The sequence below is a fragment of the Streptomyces sp. NPDC054842 genome (assembly GCF_053611025.1).
Genome location: NZ_JBSGZN010000006.1, coordinates 14,901 through 36,663, shown reverse-complemented (window position 1 = coordinate 36,663; position 21,763 = coordinate 14,901). Strand labels below are relative to the sequence as shown.

Here is a 21,763-nt window from a genome sequence, read left to right as displayed (position 1 = left end):
ACATGGCGCGATCCGCATTCCTATGATGGGCGGACGACACCGCGGGCCGCTGCGACCAGGCAGTCCGAAGCGGTGCAGATGCGGCGCGATGGTGGTGGAGGGGTCGATGACTCAGGGGGCCGGTCAGGGACCCGAGGTGGTGCGCACGGCGACACTGCGCGACTTCCGGGTTCCCGCGTACGTCCACGAGACCGGTCCGTACGCGCAGAGCTCGCCCCCCGAGGAGGGCGCGCCGCCCGCCCCGGACGCGGCGGAGTACACGCCGACCCAGCGCGATCTGCCCGTCATCAACCGGGGGGACACGCTCCAGGTCCCTGTCGACCCGGCCGCCGCGCCCGCCCCTCAGCCCGCCGAAGGACCCGGCCCGCTGTACGTCGTCGGCGACGTGCACGGCTACCTGGACCAGCTCGTCGCGGCACTCCAGGCGCAGGGGCTCGTCGACGCCGGGGGCAACTGGTGCGCCGGCACCTCCCGGCTGTGGTTCCTCGGCGACTTCACCGACCGCGGCCCGGACGGCATCGGCGTCATCGACCTCGTGATGCGGCTGTCCGCCGAGGCGGCCGCCGTCGGCGGTTACTGCAAGGCGCTCATGGGCAACCACGAGCTGCTGCTGCTCGGCGCCAAGCGGTTCGGCGACACTCCCGTCAACTCCGGTGCGGGGACGGCCACCTTCCAGGCCGCCTGGCTCCTCAACGGCGGCCAGAAGAGCGACATGGACCGCCTCCAGGACCACCATCTGCAGTGGATGGCCCGCCTGGACGCCATGGAGATCTCCGACGGGCACCTCCTCGTGCACTCCGACACCACCGCCTATCTCGACTACGGCGACTCCATCGAGGCAGTCAACGACACCGTCCGCGAGACCCTCACCCGCAACGACGCCGACGAGTGCTGGGACCTGTTCCGCAAGTTCACCAAGCGCTTCGCCTTCCGTGACGACGGCGGCGCCGAGGCGGTGCGCTCCCTCCTCGACACCTACGGCGGTGCGCGCATCGTCCACGGTCACAGCCCCATCCCGTACCTGCTGGGCGAAGTCGGCTCGGAGGACGGCGAGGACAGCGCGGGCCCCACGGTAGAGGGACCGCACGTCTACGCCGACGGACTGGCCATCGCGATGGACGGCGGAGTGACCATGGCCGGAAAGCTCCTGGTCCAGCAACTCCCCCTGGGCGGCTGAGTGCCGGGCGGGCAGGCGTCCACCGCGAAGGACCCCGCCGGTCAGAGGGCAATTTCCGGAAACCCTCTGTCATCGTGTGCCCTCGCAGCTCTACCATCGGCTTATCCGTAGCAGGCTCCCCTCCGTTTCTGCCCGACGGCTCGTCAGCGTGCGAGCCACCAGCCCTACGGAGCATCGGGGGATGCACATGAACAGCGTTCCGCAGCACCTGCTGAACGAGGACCGCCAGGACTACGAGCGGATCCTCGATGAGGCGCTGCGCTCCGCCCCACACCGCCCGGAACTGGCCGCGGTCGGCAAGCGGCTCAACCCCGAACAACTGCGCACGATGGCACTGAACGCCACGGCCCTCATCACGGCGGCCGCGGCGGCCGAATACCAGCACTACGTGACGGTCCGCGAGGAACTGCGCCGGCCCGTGTCGTCCGCCCCACCCGTCCGTGAGGAATCGGGTTCCACCGAAGCCGGTTCGGGCGCGGTCGGACTGGCCACCACCATGGGGGAGGTCGCCGAGACGGCCGGAGCCGGCGCCATGGCCGTCGTCGCGGTGCTGGCCCCCGTCCTCGCCGGGACGGCAGCGGCAATATTCCTGCTGGTCGGCTACATCCTGAAGATGCTCGACCCCGAACCGGCGTTCGCCAGGACGATCCTGACCACCGGATGGGTCTTCGGAGCGGTCACGGCCGTCGCGATCCTGGTCGCCGCGGTCGGGCTCCTGCTCACCGCACTGCGCGACGGCGGCTCCTCCCTCCAGGCCGAGGACGGCGGCGAGCTGAACGAGGAGGTGACCCTCGCGGGGGACGCCTGGCGCGAGGCCCTGCTGGAACGCGGCATCCTGCCGTTCCTCCGGGAGGCCCTCGCCGACTCGGGCACGACGGCCGTCGCCCACAAGTCCCCGGAGCCGACCAGCCGTATGCCGCATCTGGGCTACGGGCGACCGGGGTTCAGCAGCCCGGACGGGGGCCCGGCAGCGGGCCCGCGACCGAGCTACAGCAGTCCGGACTTCTCCAGCCCGGACTTCGGAGGCCCGGAGCACCAGCCGGAGTGACACCGGGCCCGACGTCCACCACGGCGGAAGCTCGCCGGTGACTCACCGGCGCTTCCGCGATGGGCGGCCGACCGGCCCGCAGTGCCGAACTGCGGACAGCCGCCCGGTCGCCCAGCCGCGTCAGTCCGCCAAAGGCAGGTAGACCCGGTTGCCCGCCGCGGCGAACTCCTTGGACTTCTGTGCCATGCCCTCCTCGATCTCCGACGCCGAGCCCCCGTGCTCACGGCGGATGTCGTGCGAGATCTTCATGGAGCAGAACTTGGGCCCGCACATCGAGCAGAAGTGCGCCGTCTTGGCGGGCTCCGCCGGCAGCGTCTCGTCGTGGAACTCCCGTGCCGTGTCCGGGTCGAGAGCCAGGTTGAACTGGTCCTCCCAGCGGAACTCGAACCGGGCGTCGGACAACGCGTCGTCCCATTCCTGCGCGCCCGGGTGCCCCTTGGCGAGGTCGGCCGCGTGAGCGGCGATCTTGTAGGTGATGACCCCGGTCTTGACGTCGTCGCGGTTGGGCAGGCCCAGGTGCTCCTTGGGCGTGACGTAACAGAGCATCGCCGTACCCCACCAGGCGATCATCGCGGCGCCGATGCCGGAGGTGATGTGGTCGTACGCCGGGGCGACGTCCGTCGTCAGCGGGCCGAGCGTATAGAACGGAGCTTCATCGCAGATCTCCTGCTGAAGGTCGATGTTCTCCTTGATCTTGTGCATCGGGACGTGCCCGGGGCCCTCGATCATCGTCTGTACGTGAAAACGCTTCGCGACCCGGTTGAGTTCCCCGAGTGTCCTCAACTCGGCGAACTGAGCGGCGTCGTTGGCATCGGCGATCGACCCGGGCCGCAGCCCGTCGCCGAGCGAGTACGTGACGTCGTAGGAGGCGAGGATCTCGCACAGTTCCTCGAAGTTCTCGTAGAGGAAGCTCTCCTTGTGGTGTGCCAGGCACCAGGCGGCCATGATCGAGCCGCCGCGCGAGACGATGCCCGTCTTACGGTTGGCGGTGAGCGGCACGTAGGGCAGGCGGACGCCCGCGTGGACCGTCATGTAGTCCACGCCCTGCTCCGCCTGTTCGATGACGGTGTCCTTGTAGATCTCCCAGGTCAGCTCCTCGGCGCGGCCGTCGACCTTCTCCAGCGCCTGGTAGAGCGGCACGGTGCCGATGGGCACGGGGGAGTTGCGCAGGACCCACTCGCGCGTGGTGTGGATGTTGCGTCCGGTGGACAGGTCCATGACCGTGTCCGCGCCCCACTGGGTGGCCCAGGTCATCTTGTCCACCTCCTCCTCGATGGAGGAAGTGACGGCGGAATTGCCGATGTTGGCGTTCACCTTCACCAGGAACCGCTTGCCGATGATCATCGGCTCGATCTCCGGGTGGTTGACGTTCGCGGGCAGCACCGCACGGCCGGCGGCGATCTCCTCACGGACGACCTCCGGGTCGACGTTCTCGCGGACCGCCACGAACTCCATCTCGGGCGTGATCTCGCCCCTGCGGGCGTACGCCAGTTGCGTGACGGCCTCTCCGGGACGACCCCGGCGCGGCTGGCGCGGCCGGCCCGGGAACACCGCGTCCAGGTTGCGCAGTCCTCCGCGCGGAGACGTGTGCTTGATGCCGTCGTCCTCGGGACGCACGGCCCGGCCCGCGTACTCCTCGGTGTCGCCGCGCGCGATGATCCAGTTCTCGCGCAGCGGCGCCAGTCCCCTGCGTACGTCGGTGTCGACGGTCGGATCGGTGTACGGGCCCGAGGTGTCGTACAGCGTGACCGACTGCCCGTTGGTGAGGTGCACCTGACGGACCGGCACCCGCAGGTCGGGGCGCGAGCCCTCGACGTACGCCTTGTGCCAGCCGATGGACTTCCCGGCCTCGCCGTTCGCGAGCGGGGCGGATGCCCCGTCCGTCTGGCTGGAGGCAGGCGTGCTTACGTCCTTGTTGGTCATGAGACCTACTCCCTACGCCGGCATTACCCGGTAACAGGTTCAGCGGTCGACGCAGCGATGTCCGTCTGCCGATGTTTCATGTGAAACATCGCTGAGACGAAGGTCAGCGCCCTCTCAGCCCGGTGCTCCGAGCTCCCGCGTGTGCAAAGGTGCCTCCACGCTAGCGTCATATCTGGCGCGGTGAACAGAGGGCCCCCTGCGTTCTTGCGATGATCGGTCGGTGACCACGATGCAGCAGCCCCCGTATCCGCCCTCCGAGCCGCCGCACGGACATGGTTCGGGCCCCGGTTCCGGCCATGGGTCCGTACCCGGGCACGGCCCCGGTGACGGCCCCCGCCGTGGACCGGGCGAAGGCGGCGGTCCCGGGCCGGGCGGTGGAATCCGCCCCGGATCAGGCGGCGGACACGGTCACGGACCGGGCGACAACCACGGTCACTCGCACAGCCATGGCCCTGCCGCTCCCGTCTCCAAGCATCTCCGCAAGGTCATCGCCGCGGTCCTGATCCCGTTCGCCGCCGCGGTCGTGGTGGGTCTGGTGGTCCTCTGGCCGGGCGGGGCGCCCTCGCACGAGCGGACCGGCGTCGGCTTCGACCGGCAGACCCAGGACGCCACGGTCACCCGGGTCGACGAGGTGGACTGCAAGTCCGTCAACGCCTCGGGGGACACACCGACCGGTGACACGTCCACCGCCGAGGGGTCCTCCGCGCAGCAGCAGGCGACGGGCGACTGCAAGAAGGCCACGATCCGGATCGACACCGGCAAGGACAAGGGCCGCACCTTCACCGAGATCGTCCAGCCCGACCAGTCACGGCAGTTGCACGAGGGCGAGGAGGTCGTGGTCGCGTACGAACCCTCCGCACCCGAGAACCTCCAGTACTCCGTCACCGACGTGAACCGGAAGCTCCCCATGGCACTCCTCGCCGGGATCTTCGCGCTGGCCGTCGTGGTGGTGGGCCGGCTGCGCGGCGTCATGGCGCTGGTCGCGCTGGCCGTGAGCTTCCTCATCCTGACGTTCTTCATCCTGCCCGCGATCCTGCAGGGCTCGAATCCGCTGCTCGTGGCGGTCGTCGGGGCGAGCGCGATCATGCTGATCGCCCTCTACATGTGCCACGGTCTCTCCGCCCGGACCTCGGTCGCGGTCGTGGGCACGCTGCTGTCCCTGCTGCTGATCGGTGTGCTCGGCTCCGGGTTCATCGACTGGGCCGCGCTGACCGGCAACGTGGACGACAACACCGGCCTGATCCACGGCCTCTATCCGTCCATCGACATGAGCGGCCTGCTGCTCGCGGGCGTCATCATCGGCTCGCTCGGCGTGCTCGACGACGTGACGGTCACCCAGACCTCCGCCGTCTGGGAACTGCACCAGGCCGACCCGACGATGGGCTGGCGGGGCTTGTACCGGGCGGGGATCAGGATCGGCCGGGACCACATCGCCTCCGTCGTCAACACCCTGGTGCTGGCGTACGCGGGCGCGGCCCTGCCTCTCCTGCTGCTGTTCTCCATCGCCCAGAGCAGCGTCGGGACGGTCGCCAACAGCGAACTGGTCGCCGAGGAGATCGTGCGCACCCTGGTCGGCTCGATCGGCCTGGTCGCTTCCGTGCCCGTGACCACCGCGCTGGCGGCCCTGGTGGTCTCGGCGGACCGCAAGGACTCCTCGGGCGCTCCGGCACCCGCGGGCGCCGCCGCTCCGCGCCTCAGGGTCCCGGCCCGCGGCGGGAAGGGCCGTCGGCGCAAGCACTGAACGGAGAGGAAGCGTTACGCCACTCGGACAGACGGTCGAGCGGATCAGCCCGCGCTCTGCTCCTCGGCCAGGATTCGGTCCAGCGCCTCGTCGAGGTGGGTGTCGAAGTCCGCGAGGGAACGCTCCTGACCCAGCGGCACCAGCTTGTCCGTCCGGTCGAGGAACGCCACGAGCGGTGCCGTCCCGGAACGGAACAGCGCGTGATCGCACCCCACCTGAAGCCGGATCAGCACCTCGCCGAACGCCTCCGGGTCCGCCGGGGTGATGTGCACGTCCCCGTCACCGCACGGTCGGCCCACCCCGTCGATCAGCAGCTCCCGGCCGAACGCCCACGTCACCGGCGCGTCACCGGGCAGGTGGAAGGTCAAACGCACGGCGAAAGGATCACTGGTCTCATAACGGAGTTCCACCGGAATGCGGAAGGAGAGCTCCTCCGAAACGAGGAAGCTCATCATCACTTCTGCCTGCACCGACTCGCGCATCGTCAACCCCGTCATTTGCCGTCGACTGGCCAGGAATCATCCTCCTGACACTGCTGGCATCTTGCTCAACGTACACGGCAGATCACAAGGAGTGAGTTTTCAGATGCTGATAGAGATCGTCAACGTTCCCAGCATCCGGCCGATCTCGGCCTGCAGCTGACGGGCCACTGGAAGCAGTCGCTCCACCTGATGGAAGGGCAGAGAAATGGCCACAGTGGCGGCAGTTGCCCCCGCCGTGATGGGCAGCGCGGCGCACACCGTCCCGAGGGCGTACTCCTGCCGTTCCGCGATCGGTTCCATCCGCCCCGCCTTTTCCAGGCGGCGCAGCAGCGTGTGTTCGTCACGCACCGTGTTCGGAGTGATGGACTGCACCGGGTAGCGGTCGAGGTGGTCCCGGCGTGCCTCCTCGTCCAGCTGGGAGAGCAGGCACTGGCCGATCGCGTGGGCGTGGCCGGTCTCCCGGAAGTCCGCCCACTCCTCCACCGCCGGGCTGCCCGGGGTGTCGGCGACGGACACCACCTCGATCTCACCGTCGCGGTAGATCGCGTAGTAGATGGGCACGCCGAGCGTCTCGCTCCACTGGGCGAGCGCGTCGTTGACCGTGCTGCGACGTTTCTGCTGCGCTCCGCTGCTGCTCAGCCGCTCGGCCGCCTCACCGAGGAAGAACAATCCCTTCTCCCGGTGCAGATAGCCCTCGTGCACCAGCGTGCGGAGCAGGTGGTAGGCCGTCGGCAGGGCGAGTCCGGCTTCACGCGCGAGTTGTTTCGCGGGAGCGCCGCTCTCACGTGCCGCCACGGCCTCCAGCAGCCGCATCGCCCGCTGGACGGAGCCGATGAGGGTCGTGTGCGGCTCCGGGGGCGCCGCCTCGGTGGGCGACGTGCGCGGCTGCACGGGCGGGACGCGCGTCCCCGCCGGTACGTTCGATCGCTGGACGGGTGGAGCGGCTGATTCTGCGGGTGCGGTGTCAACCGTGGCCAAAGGTCACTCCCGGAGCGCGAGGAGGGCCGCCCGTGCGGGGGAACACGGGAGGAGGGTGCGCCGCCCGCGGGGGTCTGCCCCGCGTCGATTCCGGACTTTAACCGCCCGCCGCCGCCCGCCGGCCGCCCCCGCGGGAAACTTCCCCCGGGCGAGGGAACCTCAGCTTCCTGTTCCCCGTTGCCCGTTACCCGCCGGAAGGACCCGCTTCGGTGTCACCAGTCGCTGCGCGACGAGGAGCTCGACATGAACTTCCGTACGACGTAGATCAGTCCGCCGACCAGCGCGACGAAGACCAGCACCTTGAAGAGCAGCCAGATCACCACGCTGACGACGCTGACTATCACGCTGCCGAAGACGACCAGGGCGATGACCGGCACCGCGACCCACTTCACCCACCACGGCATACCGTTGAAGATCTCTCGCATCGCCCCGTCCTCACCTCTTCGCCCGTCGCCCCGGGTCCGGGACTGTGCTTTCCGGGATATCGGACCTCCGGCACCTGCCGTCCGGATCTTTGACGTCCTGCTTCGATGCTAGGGCCGGGGAGGGGGCCGCCGGGGGCCCGGCACCCCTTGTCTCCCCCTGACCGGTCCCCTAGGGAACCCTGAGGCGCGGCTCAGCTCTCGGGCGGAGAGAAGACCACCAGGACCCGCAGGTCCTCGGTGATGTGGTGGAACTTGTGGGCGACGCCCGCGGGCACGTAGACGACGCTGCCCCGCCCCACCTGGGTCGTCTCCAGGCCGACGGTGATCGAGGCCCGGCCGCTGACGACGAAGTACACCTCGTCCTGCTGGTGGGGCTTCTGCGGGTCCAGCTCGCCCGCGTCGAGTGCGTACAGCCCTGCCGACATGTTCCGTTCACGCAGGAACTGCAGGTAGGCACCGTCGTTGGCGGCGCGTTCCGCCTCCAGTTCGTCCAGCCGGAATGCCTTCATCGACCTCGTCCGCTCCCGTGCGCAGCCGGCCGTGATCACGGCCGTAGTCCTGAATCGATCTCTCTGCCACGATCAGACACATGAAGAATTTCGTAGTCAAGACGATCGCCAACGCGGGAGCCCTGGCCGTCGCCGTGTGGCTGCTCGACAAGATCACTCTGACCGGCGACAGCACGGGCAGGAAGGTCGGCACGCTGGTAGTCGTCGCGCTGGTCTTCGGCCTGGTGAACTTCCTGGTCAAGCCGGTCGTGAAGGTGCTGACCTTCCCTCTGTTCATCCTCACCCTGGGCCTGATCACCCTGGTGGTCAACGCCCTGATGCTGCTGCTGACCTCGTGGCTGGCCGACAAGCTCGACCTGAGTTTCCACGTCGAGGGCTTCTGGACGGCCGTGCTGGGCGGACTGATCATCTCGGTGGTGTCCTGGGCGCTGAACGTCGTCCTGCCCGACAGCGACGACTGAGCGTCCGCGCGGGGCGCGCCGCATCGCACCGCCGTGGCGGCCCCCGGGGCGGGCGCCGCGGTCTTCGAGGGCGGGCGCCACGGTCCCGGGGCGGCGCCGATCCGGACGCCTTCAATCCGTATTGCGGACGTGTGGACGGCTTCGGCGGGTGTCCTGAGAAGGTGGATCGCGGCGGGCGCTGGTCCGCTCGCCGCGATCCACCAGCATGTGAAGGGACGGGCAGCATGACATCCGGGGAATTCGGTACGGAGACCGGTGACGGCACGCGCGCGGTACGGGCCGGACTGCCCGAACCCGTCAAGTACGAGCCGACCCTCCCGGGTCCCGTCTTCGCGGCGCACTTCCATCTGCCGGGCGACCCCACGGGCCCGTACACCTACGGCCGGGACGAGAACCCGACCTGGACGCTCCTGGAGCGGGCCATCGGCGAACTCGAATCGCCCACGGAGGGCGGGGTCACCACGCTCGCCTTCCCCTCCGGGATGGCCGCCATCTCGGCCGTCCTGTTCTCCCAGCTGCGCGCCGGCGACGTCGTGGTCCTGCCGGACGACGGCTACCAGGTGCTGCCGCTGGTACGCGAGCAGCTGACCGCCTACGGCATCGAGGTGCGCACCGCCCCGACCGCGGGCGACGCCCAGCTCGACGTGCTCGACGGGGCGAAGCTGCTGTGGATCGAGACCCCGTCCAACCCGGGCCTCGACGTGTGCGACGTCCGGCGGCTCGTCGCGGCCGCCCACGCGCAGGGCACCCTGGTCGCCGTCGACAACACGCTGGCGACCCCGCTCGGCCAGCGCCCGCTCGAACTGGGCGCCGACTTCTCCGTGGCCAGCGGCACCAAGATGCTCACCGGACACGGCGACGTCCTGCTCGGCTACGTGAGCGGGCGTACCGCGGAACTGATGGTCCCCGTGCGCCGCTGGCGCAAGATCGTGGGGGCGATTCCGGGCCCCATGGAGGCCTGGCTCGCGCACCGCTCGCTCGCCACTCTCCAGCTGCGGGCCGACCGGCAGAACGCCAACGCCCTCCTGATCGCCGAGGCGCTGCGCGACCGTCCCGAGGTGAGCGGTCTGCGCTACCCCGGGCTGCCCCACGACCCCTCGCACAAGGTCGCGTCCCAGCAGATGCGGCGCTTCGGATGCGTGGTCTCCTTCACGCTGCCCACGCGCGCGCGTGCCGAGCGTTTCCTCGACGCGCTGCGGCTGGTGGACGACGCGACCAGCTTCGGCGGGGTCAGGTCCACGGCCGAGCGGCGCGGCCGGTGGGGCGGGGACGCGGTGCCGGAAGGCTTCATCCGCTTCTCGGCCGGCGCCGAGGACCCGCAGGACCTCGTGGCGGACGTGCTGCGGGCGCTCGACGAGTCGGCGGAGTGACGGCCGCCTGATCTCCGGCCCGTCCACCGGCTCCGCCGGTCGGTGTCCGCCCGCACGAAGACGGTCCGAGCCTCCCCCCTCATGGCTCGGACCGTCGCGGTTCTCCGCGCGAAGACCCGCGCGCACAAGGCTAGTTGACTCTGTGTCAGTGTCCAATCACGGTAGCGACAGAGACCTATCGACTTATTTATAGTTGGGGTTCGCTCGGGGGCACTGGGAGGGGAGGGGCAGCGTGGATCTGGCCCTTCTGCGCACCTTCGTGACCGTGCACCGGGCCGGCTCCTTCACGCGTGCCGCCGCCCTGCTGGGCCTCTCGCAGCCCGCCGTGACCTCTCAGATCCGCACGCTGGAACGCCAGCTCGGCCGGCCTCTCTTCCTGCGCCAGGCCCGCGGGGTGACACCCACGACCATCGGCGACGAGCTCGCCCACAAGGCCGCCCCGCATCTGGACGCCCTGGTGGAGATCACCGCGACCGGCCTGGACGAGGACGCCCCCTCACGGACTCTGCATCTGGCGGGACCTCCGGAGTTCACCGCGGAACGGGCGCTGCCCGCCCTCACGGAGCTCACCGGTGACGACGGCCGGGGCCTGGCGCTGCGCGCCTCCTTCGGGAACGCGGAGGAGACGCTGGAGGGGCTCGCCGCCGGACATCATGATCTGGCCATCACGACGGCCCGTCCCCGGGGCGCCCTGCTCACCGCGACTGCGCTCTGCGACGAGGAGCACGTCCTGGTGGCCGCCCCGCGCTGGGCCGCCCGGATCGGCCCCGGAGAGCTTCGCTGCAAGGGCTCCCACGCCCTCGAAGCCCTTCCCGTGGTCGAGGTGCACGAGTCGCTGCCACTCGTCTCCCGGTACTGGACCTCCGTCTTCGACTCGCGGCCCGCCGCCTCGGGCACCGTCGTCGTGCCCGATCTGCGCGCCGTCCTCGCCTGCGTCGCCGCCGGAGCCGGTCTCGCGGTGCTTCCGCGCTATCTGTGCGCCGAGGCGCTGGACGCCGGAGACGTCGTGGCCCTGCACGACCCGGCGGTGCCACCGCTGCGTACCTACTTCCTCGTGGTGCGCACCGGAACGCTGGCCATGCCTCACATCGCACGGGCCTACGAGTGGCTGCTGCACGCGGCGGGGGAATGGACCTGAGCTTCCCTTCCCGCCTCGGTCCTGCCCGGTGGCGCGGTCGGCGCTGAGGACCCTTCTGACGTCTTGGCGGCCTCGCGATGTTTCACGTGGAACCAGCCGGGCCACATTTCTCCCATGACCGTTCGACCCGTGGTCAAGCGCACCGCCCGCGCCATCCTGCTCGATGGCGACGACCTGATCCTCATCAAGCGGACCAAGCCCGGCGTCGATCCCTACTGGGTCACCCCGGGCGGTGGCGTCGAGCCCGAGGACACGACCGTCGTCGACGCCCTCCACCGCGAACTCCACGAGGAACTCGGCGCCAAGATCTCCGACGTGGTCCCCTGCTTCGTCGACACGGTCGAGCACATCGGGGAGGACGGCGGCGCGACCGGCGTGAAGGTGCAGCACTTCTTCGTCTGCCACCTCGAATCCATGGACCTCGCCCAGCGTCATGGACCCGAGATGGACGAGCCGTGCGGTGAGTACGAGATCGTGTGGATCCCCTTCACCCGGGTCGGTATCGCCTCCGTCCACCTGGTCCCGCTCTCCCTGCGGCACTATCTCGACGGCAACATCGAGGGCGTACGCGCGATGCACGCCCCCGACCTCGGCTGACGCCGGTACAGCCCACCGCTTCCCGCCTCGCCGGATCAGCTGCCCGCCTCGCCGGATCAGCTGCCCGCCGCGACCAGCTCCTCCACGGAGTCGTGCCGGATGCGGTCCGAGGGGATGCCGATGTCCCGCAGTGCGTCCACTCCGCTGCGGATCATGCCGGGTGGTCCCGACAGGTAGGCGTCGTACTCGGTCCACGGCCCGTACTCGCGTACGGCGTCGGGGAGCTGCAGGTGCGCCTGCTGGTCGACGACCGGGCGCACCTGCAGCCAGGGATGGCTCCGCTGGAGGCGCAACATGGTGTCGATGTCGTACAGGTCGTGGCCGGTACGGGCGCCGTAGAAGACCTCCACCGGGCGCCGCTCCCCGTGCTCGGCGACGTCCTCCACCAGCGCCTTGATGGGCGCGATCCCGGTCCCACCGCCCAGGCACAGCAGGCCGCTCCCGGTGGTGTGGTCCACGGTCATCGTGCCGGTGGGCGGTCCGAGCCGGATGACGTCGCCGGGCCGGGCCCGGTGCACCAGCGCGTTGGACACCCAGCCGGCCGGCACGGCCTTCACGTGGAACGACAGCAGCCCGTCGGAACGCGGCGCCGAGGCGAACGAGTAGTGCCGCCAGATCCGCGGCCACCAGGGCGTCTCGACACTGGCGTACTGCCCCGCGAGAAAGGGGTAGGGCTGGTCCGGGCGGACGGTGAGCACCGCTATGTCGGAAGTCCGCAGCTCGTGCGACACGACCTCCGCGTGCCACCAGGCGGGGGCCCGCAGTTCGTCGGCGGCCGCCGCGTCGATCATGACCTGGGAGATCGTCGTGTACGCCCGTACCCAGGCCGCCTCGGTCTCCTCGTCCCAGACCGACGAGGCGTACCGGCTCAGGGCGCCGATGAGGCATTCGCCGACGGCCGGGTAGTGCTCGGGGCGCGTGCCGTACTTGCGGTGGCCCCGGCCGAGGTTCTGCAGATACGCCACCAGGACGTCGGTGTTGTCGATGTGCTCGGCCGCGGTCAGCAGCGCCCTGAGCAGACGGTCCCGCTGGGTGTCCATCGCGGCGGGGAACAGCTGCCGCAAGTCGGGGTGGCGTACGAAGAGCAGCGCGTAGAAGTACGAGGTGACCTTGTCGGCGACCGGACCGACCTCGGCCATGGTGCGCTGGATCAGCAGGGCGTCGGGAGAGGCCGTCGGTGTCGGCCGGGGTCGCTGCGCGAGTGCTTGCGGCCGTGGCGTCGCGGCGTGCACGGGAGGACTGTCCCGGCGGATCCCGGCGGGACCCGTGCCTGCCCCTGCCCGTAGGCCCTCGTGAGCGGGTCCGATGGCGGGATGCGGGGTGGAGGCGGAGGCGGCCCGGCCGGGCTCCTGCGCGTCGGCGGACGGGGCAGCGCCCGGCATCCCCGTCGGCACGGCTGCGGACGCCGCCCGGGCCTCCTGCCCTATTCGTTCCTGCCCCGGCGCGCTCTCGCCCTTCGAGGCTCTGCCGCGTGGCCGCAGCCCCGCCAGACGGTTGCCCTCCGGCGCGTCCGCCGTTTCCCCGGCGGTGGGCTCAGGCTGGGTGCGCGGCGTGAACCAGCCGCCTCCGCCTTCGGCGCCGGATGTGCCGTTGTCGGCCGGCGTAGTGGTCGGAGCGTCCATGGTGTGCCTCGCCTCGAACATCTTTCGGTCGGTCTGCGCACTTCCTCGGTCGGAAGATGCCTGCTTTCCCCCGCAGACGGCTTTCCTTTGCGTCCCCGTTCAGTCCTGCCGGTCAATACGGCCACATTCAAGCCGCGTTCCCACCCCGTACGGACAAGTAAGTCGAGAGTGTGACATTGGCCGCACGCTTTTCGCAGCGTCCCACCACCGGGCTGCTGCCGGCCGCACAGCGAGAATTACGGTGTTCGATCTCTCCGTCCCGATACGCTGCATTGGCCTGCGTTCGTGAGCCGTGAAGCCGTCCGGCAACCGGCACGAACCGGAGTCGACCCTACCGGCCGAGGACCCACAGACAAGTCCTCCCTTGAACCACCGTGAATGGCCCAAGCCGAACCGCCGATTCCCCCAATTACCTGGCGTGCCGCGCCCATTCATGGCAACCAGCAGATTCCGCGCCCATGGAGAGTGGCTGGCCAGGCCCCCACGCACTCATCGGCAATCACGGCCACGGACAGCCGGACAGCGTCGATCAGGTCCCGTCTGGCAAGAGGTCGCTGTGCGCGACGCAGTTCGTGCGGCTCACCCCGAACTCTTCACAGAGTCGGTTCGCGATCTACACCTTGGGCCTCGTCACTGCAATTCTCGTTGGCCCCACCGACTGGCCTTGCACCATGCGGAACCGCCGTGCGGGCAAGGCGCTGCCGAGACCGAAGACGTGAAGTCGGGCATGGACTCCGAGGCCAGTTCCTTCACGGAGTACGCCTGGCCGGGGTTCACCGTTCAGGCGTGGAGAACGTTTCTCGGTGTTTCACGTGAAACATCTGTCAGCACCGTGTGCGGTTCTGAGCGAGATGGCCGAAAGAGCGGCCGTCCGGACGCAAACCGGTGGACGCCGCTGGTGCCTCTAGTACAGCCTGACCTGCGTGTCGACACCTTCCCTCACCGCTCTGCCCATCCACCGACTGACGGTCCGCGATCTCACCGCCTGCGCCGACCTGTCCGAGAACCGGGGATGGCCCCGCGAAGAACACAAGTGGGGTCTCCTGCTGGCCGCGGGCACCGGCTACGGCATCCACGATCCCGAGGGGGGACTCGTCGCCGCCTGTGTCGTCACCGAGTACGGGCACCGGGACCGTCCTGATCTCGGTGCCATCGGCATGGTGCTGGTCGCCGACCGGCACGCGCGCCGGGGCGTCGGCCGCCGCTTGATGCGCCATGTCGTCGCGGAGCTGGGAACCACCCCGCTGACGCTGCACGCCACCCCGTCCGGCCGCCCGCTCTACGAGGAACTGGGGTTCAAGACCACCGGTCGCGCCGAGATGATCCGCGGCCGCTTCGTGCCGGACGGCACGGTGCCCCGGATCGCCACCCGGTCCGCCACCGCCGAGGACCTGACAACCATCGTGCGGCTCGACGAGGAGGTGTTCGGCTGCAACCGCACTCACGTGCTCACGCGGCTGCCCGCCTTCGCGGACCAGTTGCGCGTCGCGGAGGACAACGGCCGGATCATCGGCTACGCGGCCGCCTGGCCGAACATGGAGACGCACGTCATCGGTCCACTGATCGCCCGGGACACGGAGACGGCCCAGGCGCTCGTCGCCTCGCTCGCGGCGCGCACGGACCGCCCGCTGCGTACCGACATCGACGTCCGGCACGACGAACTCCTGACCTGGCTGAAGGACCACGGCCTGGTACCGGTGGCCTTCAATGACGTCATGACCTACGGCATTCCGGAGCTGCCCGGCGACTGGACACGGCGTTTCGCTCCACTGACCGTCGCAGCGGGCTGAGCATTTCTGCCAAACAGAAGCCGCCCCCGATGAGCGGGAGGCGGCTTCCGTCAGCGAGCAGTGACGTCTCAGGCGAGCGCCTGCACGGCTGCGGTCGCGAACGCGTGGTCCTGCTCGGGCGCTCCGCCGCCCACCCCGACGGCGCCGATCAGACGGCCGTCACGGTGCACAGGTACGCCGCCCGCGATGAACAGCAGTGGACGGTCCAGCGCGGTGGGCAGCGTGTGGAAGAGGCCGCCGGGCTGGACCGCGTCGACCAGGTCGGCGGTGGCGGAGTCCAGTTGGAGTGCCGTGTAGGCCTTGCGCGTGCTGGTCTCGCCGGAGATCAGCACGGCGCGGTCGTCGCGCCGGAAGGCGAGCAGGTGTCCGCCCGCGTCGAGGACGGTGACGCTGACCGTGACCCCGGCGGCCTCGGCGGCACGGCGGGCCTCCGTGACGAGGAGTTCGGCGTCGTGGATGGTCAGCGGGGCGACTGCGGCGGTCGTGGTCATGAGGAGTTCTCCTTGCGGGGTGGTTCCGGGCGCCTGTCGTGACGCGGCGCTCGTGCGGAACATGAGGGGTGGCGACTTTCGGGCCGGGAGAGCGGGGACGGCCCTGTCCCCGCGCCGGCGGAGTCCGGGTCAGTGGTGGAGAGCAGCGGGCTGTTCGGACGGGGTGGCACCCGCGACGACCGTGCTCCTGCCTCCGGCGCGACGCTCCAGACCGGCGGACAGCACCGCCAGGACGAGGGCGGCGCCGGCGAGGACGGCACCGACCCAGTTCGGGGCGGTGTAGCCGAGGCCCGCCGCGATGACGAGCCCGCCGAGCCAGGCGGACAGGGCGTTGCCGAGGTTGAAGGCGCCGATGTTCACCGCGGAGGCCAGCGTGGGGGCGCCGTGCGCCTGGTCGAGGACCCGCTTCTGAAGGGGCGGCACGGTCGCGAAGCCCAGAGCGCCGATGAGGGCGATCGTGACGGCCGCCAGGACCTTGTTGTGCGCGGTGAAGGTGAAGAGCGCGAGCACCACGGCGAGGCCGCCCAGGGACACGTACAGCATCGGCATGAGGGCGCGGTCGGCGAACTTGCCGCCGATGAGGTTGCCGCCGACCATGCCGAGGCCGAAGAGGACCAGGAGCCAGGTGACGGAGCCCTCGGCGAAGCCCGCGACGTGGGTCATCATCGGCGCGATGTAGGTGATGGCCGCGAAGACGCCGCCGAATCCGAGGACGGTCATCGCCATGGCGAGCAGCACCTGCACGTTCTTGAAGGCGGCCAGCTCGTGGCGGAGCTGTACACCCTCCGGCTTCGGCAGATCGGGCACCAGCTTGGCGATGCCCAGGAATCCGATCACGCCGAGCACGGCCACACCGGCGAAGGTGACACGCCAGCCGGCGGACTGACCGATCAGGGTGCCCAGCGGGACACCGACCACGTTGGCGATGGTGAGCCCGCTGAACATCATGGCGATGGCACCGGCCTTCTTCTCCGGGGCGACCAGCTCAGCGGCGACCACCGAGCCGATGCCGAAGAAGGCTCCGTGGGCCAGGGAGGCGACCACGCGGCCGGCCAGCATCAGCCCGAAGGCGGGGGCGACGGCGGAGAGCAGGTTGCCGAGGACGAACAGCCCCATCAGCAGCATCAGCATCCGCTTGCGGGACACCTTCGTACCGAGCGCGGTCATGATCGGGGCGCCGATCACCACGCCGAGGGCGTAGCCGGTCACCAGCAGTCCGGCGGTGGGGATGGAGACACCGAAGTCACCGGCGACCTGGGGCAGCACGCCCATGATCACGAATTCGGTCGTGCCGATACCGAAGGCCCCGATCGCGAGGGCCAGGAGCGCGAGAGGCATGCGTGGATGCACCTTCCCAGAGATTGCAGGAGCTCTTAACGTGCGTTCACAATAGTTGCAGACGCGGGCTATATGCAAACGCGGTCTATTGCGCTCGTGCTCTATCCTGGTTTCAGCCGCCCCGGGACGGAGGAGAACGCCATGACAGCGACGGACCCCGCGCTCACTGCCCTTGCCCAGGGCTGGTGCGCCCTCTCTCTGCTGCACGGGAGGATCGAGGCGCACATCGAGCGCGCCCTGCAGGCCGAGCACGACCTGAGCGCGCGGGAGTACTCACTGCTCGACGTGCTCAGCCGGCAGCACGACGGCGAGGGAGGCCACCTGCAGATGAAGCAGGTCGCCGACGCGGTCGTCCTCAGCCAGAGCGCCACCACCCGGCTGGTCACCCGGCTCGAGGACCGCGGGCTCCTCTCCCGCTACCTCTGTCCCACCGACCGCCGCGGCATCTACACGAACGTCAGCGAGGCGGGCCTCAAGCTGCTCGAAGAGGCGCGTCCGACCAACGACGCCGCTCTGCGCGAGGCGCTCGACGCGGCGGCGAAGGTTCCCGAACTGGCGCCGCTGGTCCGGGTCGTGGAGTCCGTGAGCGTCCCCGCGTAGCCCTAGGGTCTGAGCCCTCCCGTTCCTGCGGGCGGCGGCCAGGCCCGCTTAGGCTGCGGTCATGGGAGATCTTGAGATACGACCGGCCGCCGCGGACGACGTGCCCGCCATGGTCGCCATGCTCGCGGACGATCCGCTGGGAGCCCAGCGGGAGTCCCCGGACGATCTGACGCCGTACCTGGCGGCGCTGGAACGCCTCAGCGCCGATCCGAACCAACACCTGGTGGTCGCCGTGCGCGAGGGCCGCGTCGTCGGCACGCTCCAGCTCACGATCGTGCCCGGCCTCTCCCGCAGAGGTGCGACCCGGTCGATCATCGAGGGTGTACGGGTCCACGCGGACGAGCGCGGCAACGGCCTCGGAACGCAGCTGATCGAGTGGGCGATCGAGGAATCCAGGCGCCAGGACTGTCAGCTGGTGCAGCTCACCTCCGACGTCACGCGCACCGACGCGCGCCGCTTCTACGAGCGGATCGGTTTCACCGCTTCGCACGTCGGCTTCAAGCTCTCGCTCTGACCGGCCCTCCAGCGGTGAGGGCGTCCTGTTTCACGTGAAACAGGACGCCCTCACCGCGGCATCGCCTACCGGATCCCGCGCCACCCCTCGGGGTCGACGCCACCCGGCACCTGAGCCGATTCGTCGTACGGCTGACGGGTGAACACGAACGACCCGAGGTCCAGGTGGCTCACCGACCCGTCGGGCCGCCGTACGGCCCGTAGCGGCTCTCCGGCGTAGTAGCCGTCCAGCCCCGTCCATGTACCGTCACCGTTCGACCGGAAGCGCGACCGGCGGCCGTGGCTGGACAGCGGCCCCAGTGAGAGGCCCTCGTCGGCCGACAGACGCAGCGCGAAGGCCTGAGTGCCCCAGTACCACTGACCGGCCAACTCCAGTACGTCACGGTCGACTTCCGCCAGCGGCCTCCACGGTGCCGGAATGCGCGGCTCGGCCTCCGCCACCACGCGTACGAGTTCGGCCGCCAGGTTCGACACCAGCGGCCCGGAGGTGCAGTTGGCCAGCACGACCGCCGCGAGGTCGTCCTCCACGCTGACCGTCAGGTTGGCGAGGAAGCCCGGCAGGGACCCGGAATGACCGACGAGGATCCGCCCGTCACGATGCTGGATCTGCAGGCCCAGTCCGTACGCGGAACCGGCCGCCACGTCCGCGGCCTCCGCGGGAGCGGCGGGCGTACGCATCTCCCGTACGGATTCCGCACTGAGCACCCGGTCGTCACCTCGGGCGAGGAAGACGGCGAACCTGGCCAGATCCTCGGTGGTGGACCAGAGCTGCCCCGCCGGCGCCATCCGTCCGAGGTCCTCGGTGGGCTCGGGAAGCATCACGTCCGCCCACGGATGCACCGCCCAGCCGCCCGCATGCGGCGCCTGCGGACTCCCACTCGTGCGGTGCAGGCCGAGCGGTTCGAGCACCTCGCTCCGCAGCACGTCCTCCCACGGCGCACCCCGTAGCTCCTCCACCAGGGCGCCGAGCAAGGTGTAACCGGGATTCGAGTAGTGGTGCCGCCGACCGACCGGATGCCGCAGCGGCTGCTCACCCAGCACATCGGCCAGTTCGGGACGCAGCGAGCCGGGCGTACGCTCCCACCACGGAGCGGGCGACTCGGCCGCCAGCCCGCCGGTGTGCGCGAGCAGTTCGGCGATCGTGGCCTCCCCCGCGCCGGTGCCCGGCAGGTGCTTCTCCAGCGGGTCGCCGAGATCCAGCACGCCCTCGTCCCGCAGGCGCAGGACGAGAACGGCGGTGAAGGTCTTCGTGATCGAACCGATCCGGTACTGCACGTTCCCGTCCGGGCCGTGCCCCTCCACCGACGTGCGCGAACCCGTCCACACCGGTTGCCCGTCCCGTACCACCGTCGCGACCAGGGACGGGGCGCGCCCTTCGGCCTGCGCGGTGGCGATGCGGTGGAGCAGCGTTCGACGGGTGGCGGGAAGCAGCTCTTCCTGAGGCGATGTCATGCGCCCAGTCCACCCCGCCCTGCACCCCACGTCGAGCGCATTTCACCGGAGCCCCGCCGCGAACTGAAACGGCCTCCGCAGCCGACGACGGGCAGAGTCCCGGGCGGCCTCGGGCCGCCATCCGTCCGGCAAGGCCCTTGGAAGTGCGGCAGGGACCGGAGGACGTACCTCCGTACCCGTCAGGTCTGTGCCATGTCCACGAAACGGGAGTAGTGGCCCTGGAAGGCGACCGTGATGGTCGCCGTCGGGCCGTTACGGTGCTTGGCCACGATCAGGTCGGCCTCACCGGCCCGCGGCGACTCCTTCTCGTACGCGTCCTCGCGGTGCAGCAGGATGACCATGTCGGCGTCCTGCTCGATGGAGCCGGACTCACGCAGGTCCGAGACCATCGGCTTCTTGTCGGTGCGCTGCTCGGGACCACGGTTCAGCTGCGACAGCGCGATGACGGGGATCTCCAGCTCCTTGGCCAGCAGCTTGAGGTTTCGGGACATGTCCGAGACCTCCTGCTGACGGCTCTCCGCGCGCTTGGAACCACCGGCCTGCATCAGCTGGAGGTAGTCGATGACGACCAGTCGGATGTCGTTGCGCTGCTTGAGGCGGCGGCACTTGGCCCGGATCTCCATCATCGACAGGTTGGGAGAGTCGTCGATGAAGAGGGGGGCGGCCGAGACGTCCGGCATCCGGCGGGCCAGGCGGGTCCAGTCCTCGTCGGTCATCGTGCCGGAACGCATGTGGTGCAGGGCGACGCGGGCCTCGGCGGACAGCAGACGCATCGCGATCTCGTTGCGTCCCATTTCGAGCGAGAAGATGACGCTGGGCAGGTTGTTCTTGATCGACGCGGCGCGGGCGAAGTCCAGCGCGAGCGTGGACTTACCCATGGCGGGGCGGGCGGCGATGACGATCATCTGCCCCGGGTGCAGACCGTTCGTGAGCGAGTCGAAGTCCGTAAAGCCGGTGGGCACACCGGTCATCTCGCCGCTGCGCGAACCGATCGCCTCGATCTCGTCGAGCGCGCCTTCCATGATGTCGCCGAGCGGGAGGTAGTCCTCGCTGGTGCGCTGCTCGGTGACCGCGTAGATCTCGGCCTGCGCGCTGTTGACGATCTCGTCCACGTCGCCGTCGGCGGCGTATCCCATCTGCGTGATGCGCGTGCCCGCCTCCACCAGGCGGCGCAGGACGGCGCGCTCGTGGACGATTTCCGCGTAGTACTCGGCGTTGGCCGCGGTGGGGACGGTCTGGACGAGGGTGTGCAGATACGAGGCGCCGCCGACCTTGGTGATCTCGCCCCGCTTGGTGAGCTCGGCCGCGACCGTGATGGGGTCGGCCGGCTCGCCCTTCGCGTACAGATCGAGGATCGCCGTGTAGATGGTCTCGTGGGCGGGCCGGTAGAAGTCGTGGCCCTTGATGACTTCCACGACGTCGGCGATGGCGTCCTTGGACAGGAGCATGCCGCCGAGGACCGACTGCTCCGCGTCCAGGTCCTGCGGCGGGACCCTCTCGAAGGCGGAGCCGCCGCCGTCCCACTCACCGCTCTCGCGGCCGCGCTCGTGCTGCTCCTCACGGCCCCGTCCACCGTCACGGCGCTGGCGGGAGGCGGGCAGACGATCACTGGGACCGCTGTCGGCCCAGGGGTCGTCCAAGGGCTCGGAAATACTCACCGAGCCACCTCCTCCCGTCCGCCGAGCGGACCTAGCCGTGCCCCTCTTTTCTACGGCACGGCACTGACAAATAAGCGACCCAACTCCGGTTCTGACGCGTCGGTTTTGCCAGGTTTCCGAGGACGGAGGAGGGAGCGGGCGCCGCCCCACGGTAGGCCCGCGGGCACCGTCAGCCAATCTGGTTATCCACAGGCCATGTGGACGACGGCCCGGATGCTGTGGAGAACCCGGCAAAACCTGTGCACGAGCCGGTGGACAGCCCTGTGAACAAGCCCTCAGTCTTGCCACGAAAGTGGCGCTGACCTGCGGACTTCCCGTCCACCGGCTGTGCAGAAGAAAAACTTTCCCGGTCAGTCCAAGATCTCCTCGAACACTGCACGACGACACCCGTCACCCGCACCCGAGTAAGGGTTGAGAAAGGTTTGCATCTCTTACCTGTGGAAGATTAGA

20 protein-coding genes are annotated in these 21,763 nt (G+C 69.7%); 10 read left to right on the top strand and 10 right to left on the bottom strand.

What is annotated here, in order from left to right; all coding sequences use genetic code 11:
* Window positions 1-91 precede the first annotated feature (91 nt).
* Together ACWGIS_RS06635 and ACWGIS_RS06630 are read left to right on the top strand one after the other, a co-directional pair.
* Window positions 92-1,177, top strand: a complete 1,086-nt coding sequence (locus tag ACWGIS_RS06635) for a metallophosphoesterase (RefSeq protein WP_453361430.1) — start codon at window positions 92-94, stop codon at window positions 1,175-1,177.
* Window positions 1,178-1,358: 181 nt separating this feature from the next.
* Window positions 1,359-2,225 carry a hypothetical protein gene (locus ACWGIS_RS06630; protein ID WP_453361298.1) on the top strand — a complete coding sequence of 289 codons (867 nt, stop codon included), beginning with the start codon at window positions 1,359-1,361 and terminating at the stop codon, window positions 2,223-2,225.
* A gap of 120 nt (window positions 2,226-2,345) precedes the next feature.
* On the opposite strand, the gene thiC is transcribed toward ACWGIS_RS06630, so the two are convergent.
* On the bottom strand, window positions 2,346-4,148 hold the full coding sequence (gene thiC, locus ACWGIS_RS06625; RefSeq protein WP_453361297.1) for a phosphomethylpyrimidine synthase ThiC: 1,803 nt from the start codon (window positions 4,146-4,148) through the stop codon (window positions 2,346-2,348).
* Window positions 4,149-4,368: 220 nt separating this feature from the next.
* Here thiC and ACWGIS_RS06620 point away from each other — a divergent pair, with 220 nt between their 5' ends.
* The gene (locus tag ACWGIS_RS06620) at window positions 4,369-5,889 is read left to right on the top strand and encodes a YibE/F family protein (protein ID WP_453361296.1); all 1,521 of its coding nucleotides are present in this window, start codon (window positions 4,369-4,371) and stop codon (window positions 5,887-5,889) included.
* A 44-nt stretch (window positions 5,890-5,933) separates the two neighbouring features.
* On the opposite strand, the gene ACWGIS_RS06615 is transcribed toward ACWGIS_RS06620, so the two are convergent.
* The 4 genes from ACWGIS_RS06615 to ACWGIS_RS06600 form a co-directional block, all read right to left on the bottom strand.
* Window positions 5,934-6,371 carry an SsgA family sporulation/cell division regulator gene (locus tag ACWGIS_RS06615; RefSeq protein ID WP_355782333.1) on the bottom strand — a complete coding sequence of 146 codons (438 nt, stop codon included), beginning with the start codon at window positions 6,369-6,371 and terminating at the stop codon, window positions 5,934-5,936.
* 99 nt (window positions 6,372-6,470) lie between these two features.
* Entirely contained in the window at window positions 6,471-7,349 is an 879-nt protein-coding gene (locus ACWGIS_RS06610; protein ID WP_453361295.1) for a helix-turn-helix domain-containing protein, read from the bottom strand.
* Window positions 7,350-7,561: 212 nt separating this feature from the next.
* On the bottom strand, window positions 7,562-7,774 hold the full coding sequence (locus ACWGIS_RS06605) for a DUF5326 family protein (RefSeq protein ID WP_355782330.1): 213 nt from the start codon (window positions 7,772-7,774) through the stop codon (window positions 7,562-7,564).
* 191 nt (window positions 7,775-7,965) lie between these two features.
* Window positions 7,966-8,283: a cupin domain-containing protein gene (locus ACWGIS_RS06600; RefSeq protein ID WP_121404964.1), complete on the bottom strand. Its 318-nt coding sequence runs from the start codon at window positions 8,281-8,283 to the stop codon at window positions 7,966-7,968.
* An 80-nt stretch (window positions 8,284-8,363) separates the two neighbouring features.
* Here ACWGIS_RS06600 and ACWGIS_RS06595 point away from each other — a divergent pair, with 80 nt between their 5' ends.
* From ACWGIS_RS06595 to ACWGIS_RS06580, 4 genes are all read left to right on the top strand, one after another.
* The gene (locus ACWGIS_RS06595) at window positions 8,364-8,744 is read left to right on the top strand and encodes a phage holin family protein (RefSeq protein WP_453361294.1); all 381 of its coding nucleotides are present in this window, start codon (window positions 8,364-8,366) and stop codon (window positions 8,742-8,744) included.
* Window positions 8,745-8,968: 224 nt separating this feature from the next.
* Window positions 8,969-10,114 carry a cystathionine gamma-lyase gene (locus tag ACWGIS_RS06590; RefSeq protein ID WP_453361293.1) on the top strand — a complete coding sequence of 382 codons (1,146 nt, stop codon included), beginning with the start codon at window positions 8,969-8,971 and terminating at the stop codon, window positions 10,112-10,114.
* Between the two features lie 232 nt (window positions 10,115-10,346).
* Window positions 10,347-11,252, top strand: coding sequence for a LysR family transcriptional regulator (locus tag ACWGIS_RS06585; protein ID WP_453361292.1), 906 nt, complete (start codon window positions 10,347-10,349; stop codon window positions 11,250-11,252).
* 114 nt (window positions 11,253-11,366) lie between these two features.
* Complete coding sequence (locus ACWGIS_RS06580) at window positions 11,367-11,849, top strand: NUDIX domain-containing protein (protein WP_453361291.1); 483 nt, start codon at window positions 11,367-11,369, stop codon at window positions 11,847-11,849.
* Between the two features lie 56 nt (window positions 11,850-11,905).
* Here the strand turns inward: ACWGIS_RS06580 and ACWGIS_RS06575 are convergent, their stop codons facing one another.
* A complete protein-coding gene (locus ACWGIS_RS06575; protein ID WP_453361290.1) occupies window positions 11,906-13,492 on the bottom strand; it encodes a globin domain-containing protein in 1,587 nt (528 codons plus the stop codon).
* 902 nt (window positions 13,493-14,394) lie between these two features.
* Here ACWGIS_RS06575 and ACWGIS_RS06570 point away from each other — a divergent pair.
* Window positions 14,395-15,261, top strand: coding sequence for a GNAT family N-acetyltransferase (locus ACWGIS_RS06570; protein ID WP_453361289.1), 867 nt, complete (start codon window positions 14,395-14,397; stop codon window positions 15,259-15,261).
* 68 nt (window positions 15,262-15,329) lie between these two features.
* On the opposite strand, the gene ACWGIS_RS06565 is transcribed toward ACWGIS_RS06570, so the two are convergent.
* Together ACWGIS_RS06565 and ACWGIS_RS06560 are read right to left on the bottom strand one after the other, a co-directional pair.
* Window positions 15,330-15,752, bottom strand: a complete 423-nt coding sequence (locus tag ACWGIS_RS06565) for a GlcG/HbpS family heme-binding protein (protein ID WP_453361288.1) — start codon at window positions 15,750-15,752, stop codon at window positions 15,330-15,332.
* Window positions 15,753-15,881: 129 nt separating this feature from the next.
* Window positions 15,882-17,090, bottom strand: coding sequence for an MFS transporter (locus ACWGIS_RS06560; RefSeq protein ID WP_453361287.1), 1,209 nt, complete (start codon window positions 17,088-17,090; stop codon window positions 15,882-15,884).
* 141 nt (window positions 17,091-17,231) lie between these two features.
* Here ACWGIS_RS06560 and ACWGIS_RS06555 point away from each other — a divergent pair, with 141 nt between their 5' ends.
* A complete protein-coding gene (locus ACWGIS_RS06555) occupies window positions 17,232-17,690 on the top strand; it encodes a MarR family winged helix-turn-helix transcriptional regulator (protein ID WP_453361286.1) in 459 nt (152 codons plus the stop codon).
* Window positions 17,691-17,751: 61 nt separating this feature from the next.
* Window positions 17,752-18,204, top strand: coding sequence for an N-acetyltransferase family protein (locus tag ACWGIS_RS06550; RefSeq protein ID WP_453361285.1), 453 nt, complete (start codon window positions 17,752-17,754; stop codon window positions 18,202-18,204).
* A 65-nt stretch (window positions 18,205-18,269) separates the two neighbouring features.
* On the opposite strand, the gene ACWGIS_RS06545 is transcribed toward ACWGIS_RS06550, so the two are convergent.
* Both ACWGIS_RS06545 and dnaB read right to left on the bottom strand, forming a co-directional pair.
* Window positions 18,270-19,655 (bottom strand): serine hydrolase domain-containing protein, encoded by a 1,386-nt coding sequence (locus ACWGIS_RS06545; protein ID WP_453361284.1) that lies wholly within the window; start codon window positions 19,653-19,655, stop codon window positions 18,270-18,272.
* Window positions 19,656-19,834: 179 nt separating this feature from the next.
* Entirely contained in the window at window positions 19,835-21,313 is a 1,479-nt protein-coding gene (dnaB, locus tag ACWGIS_RS06540) for a replicative DNA helicase (protein WP_402381066.1), read from the bottom strand.
* Between the last annotated feature and the right edge of the window lie 450 nt (window positions 21,314-21,763).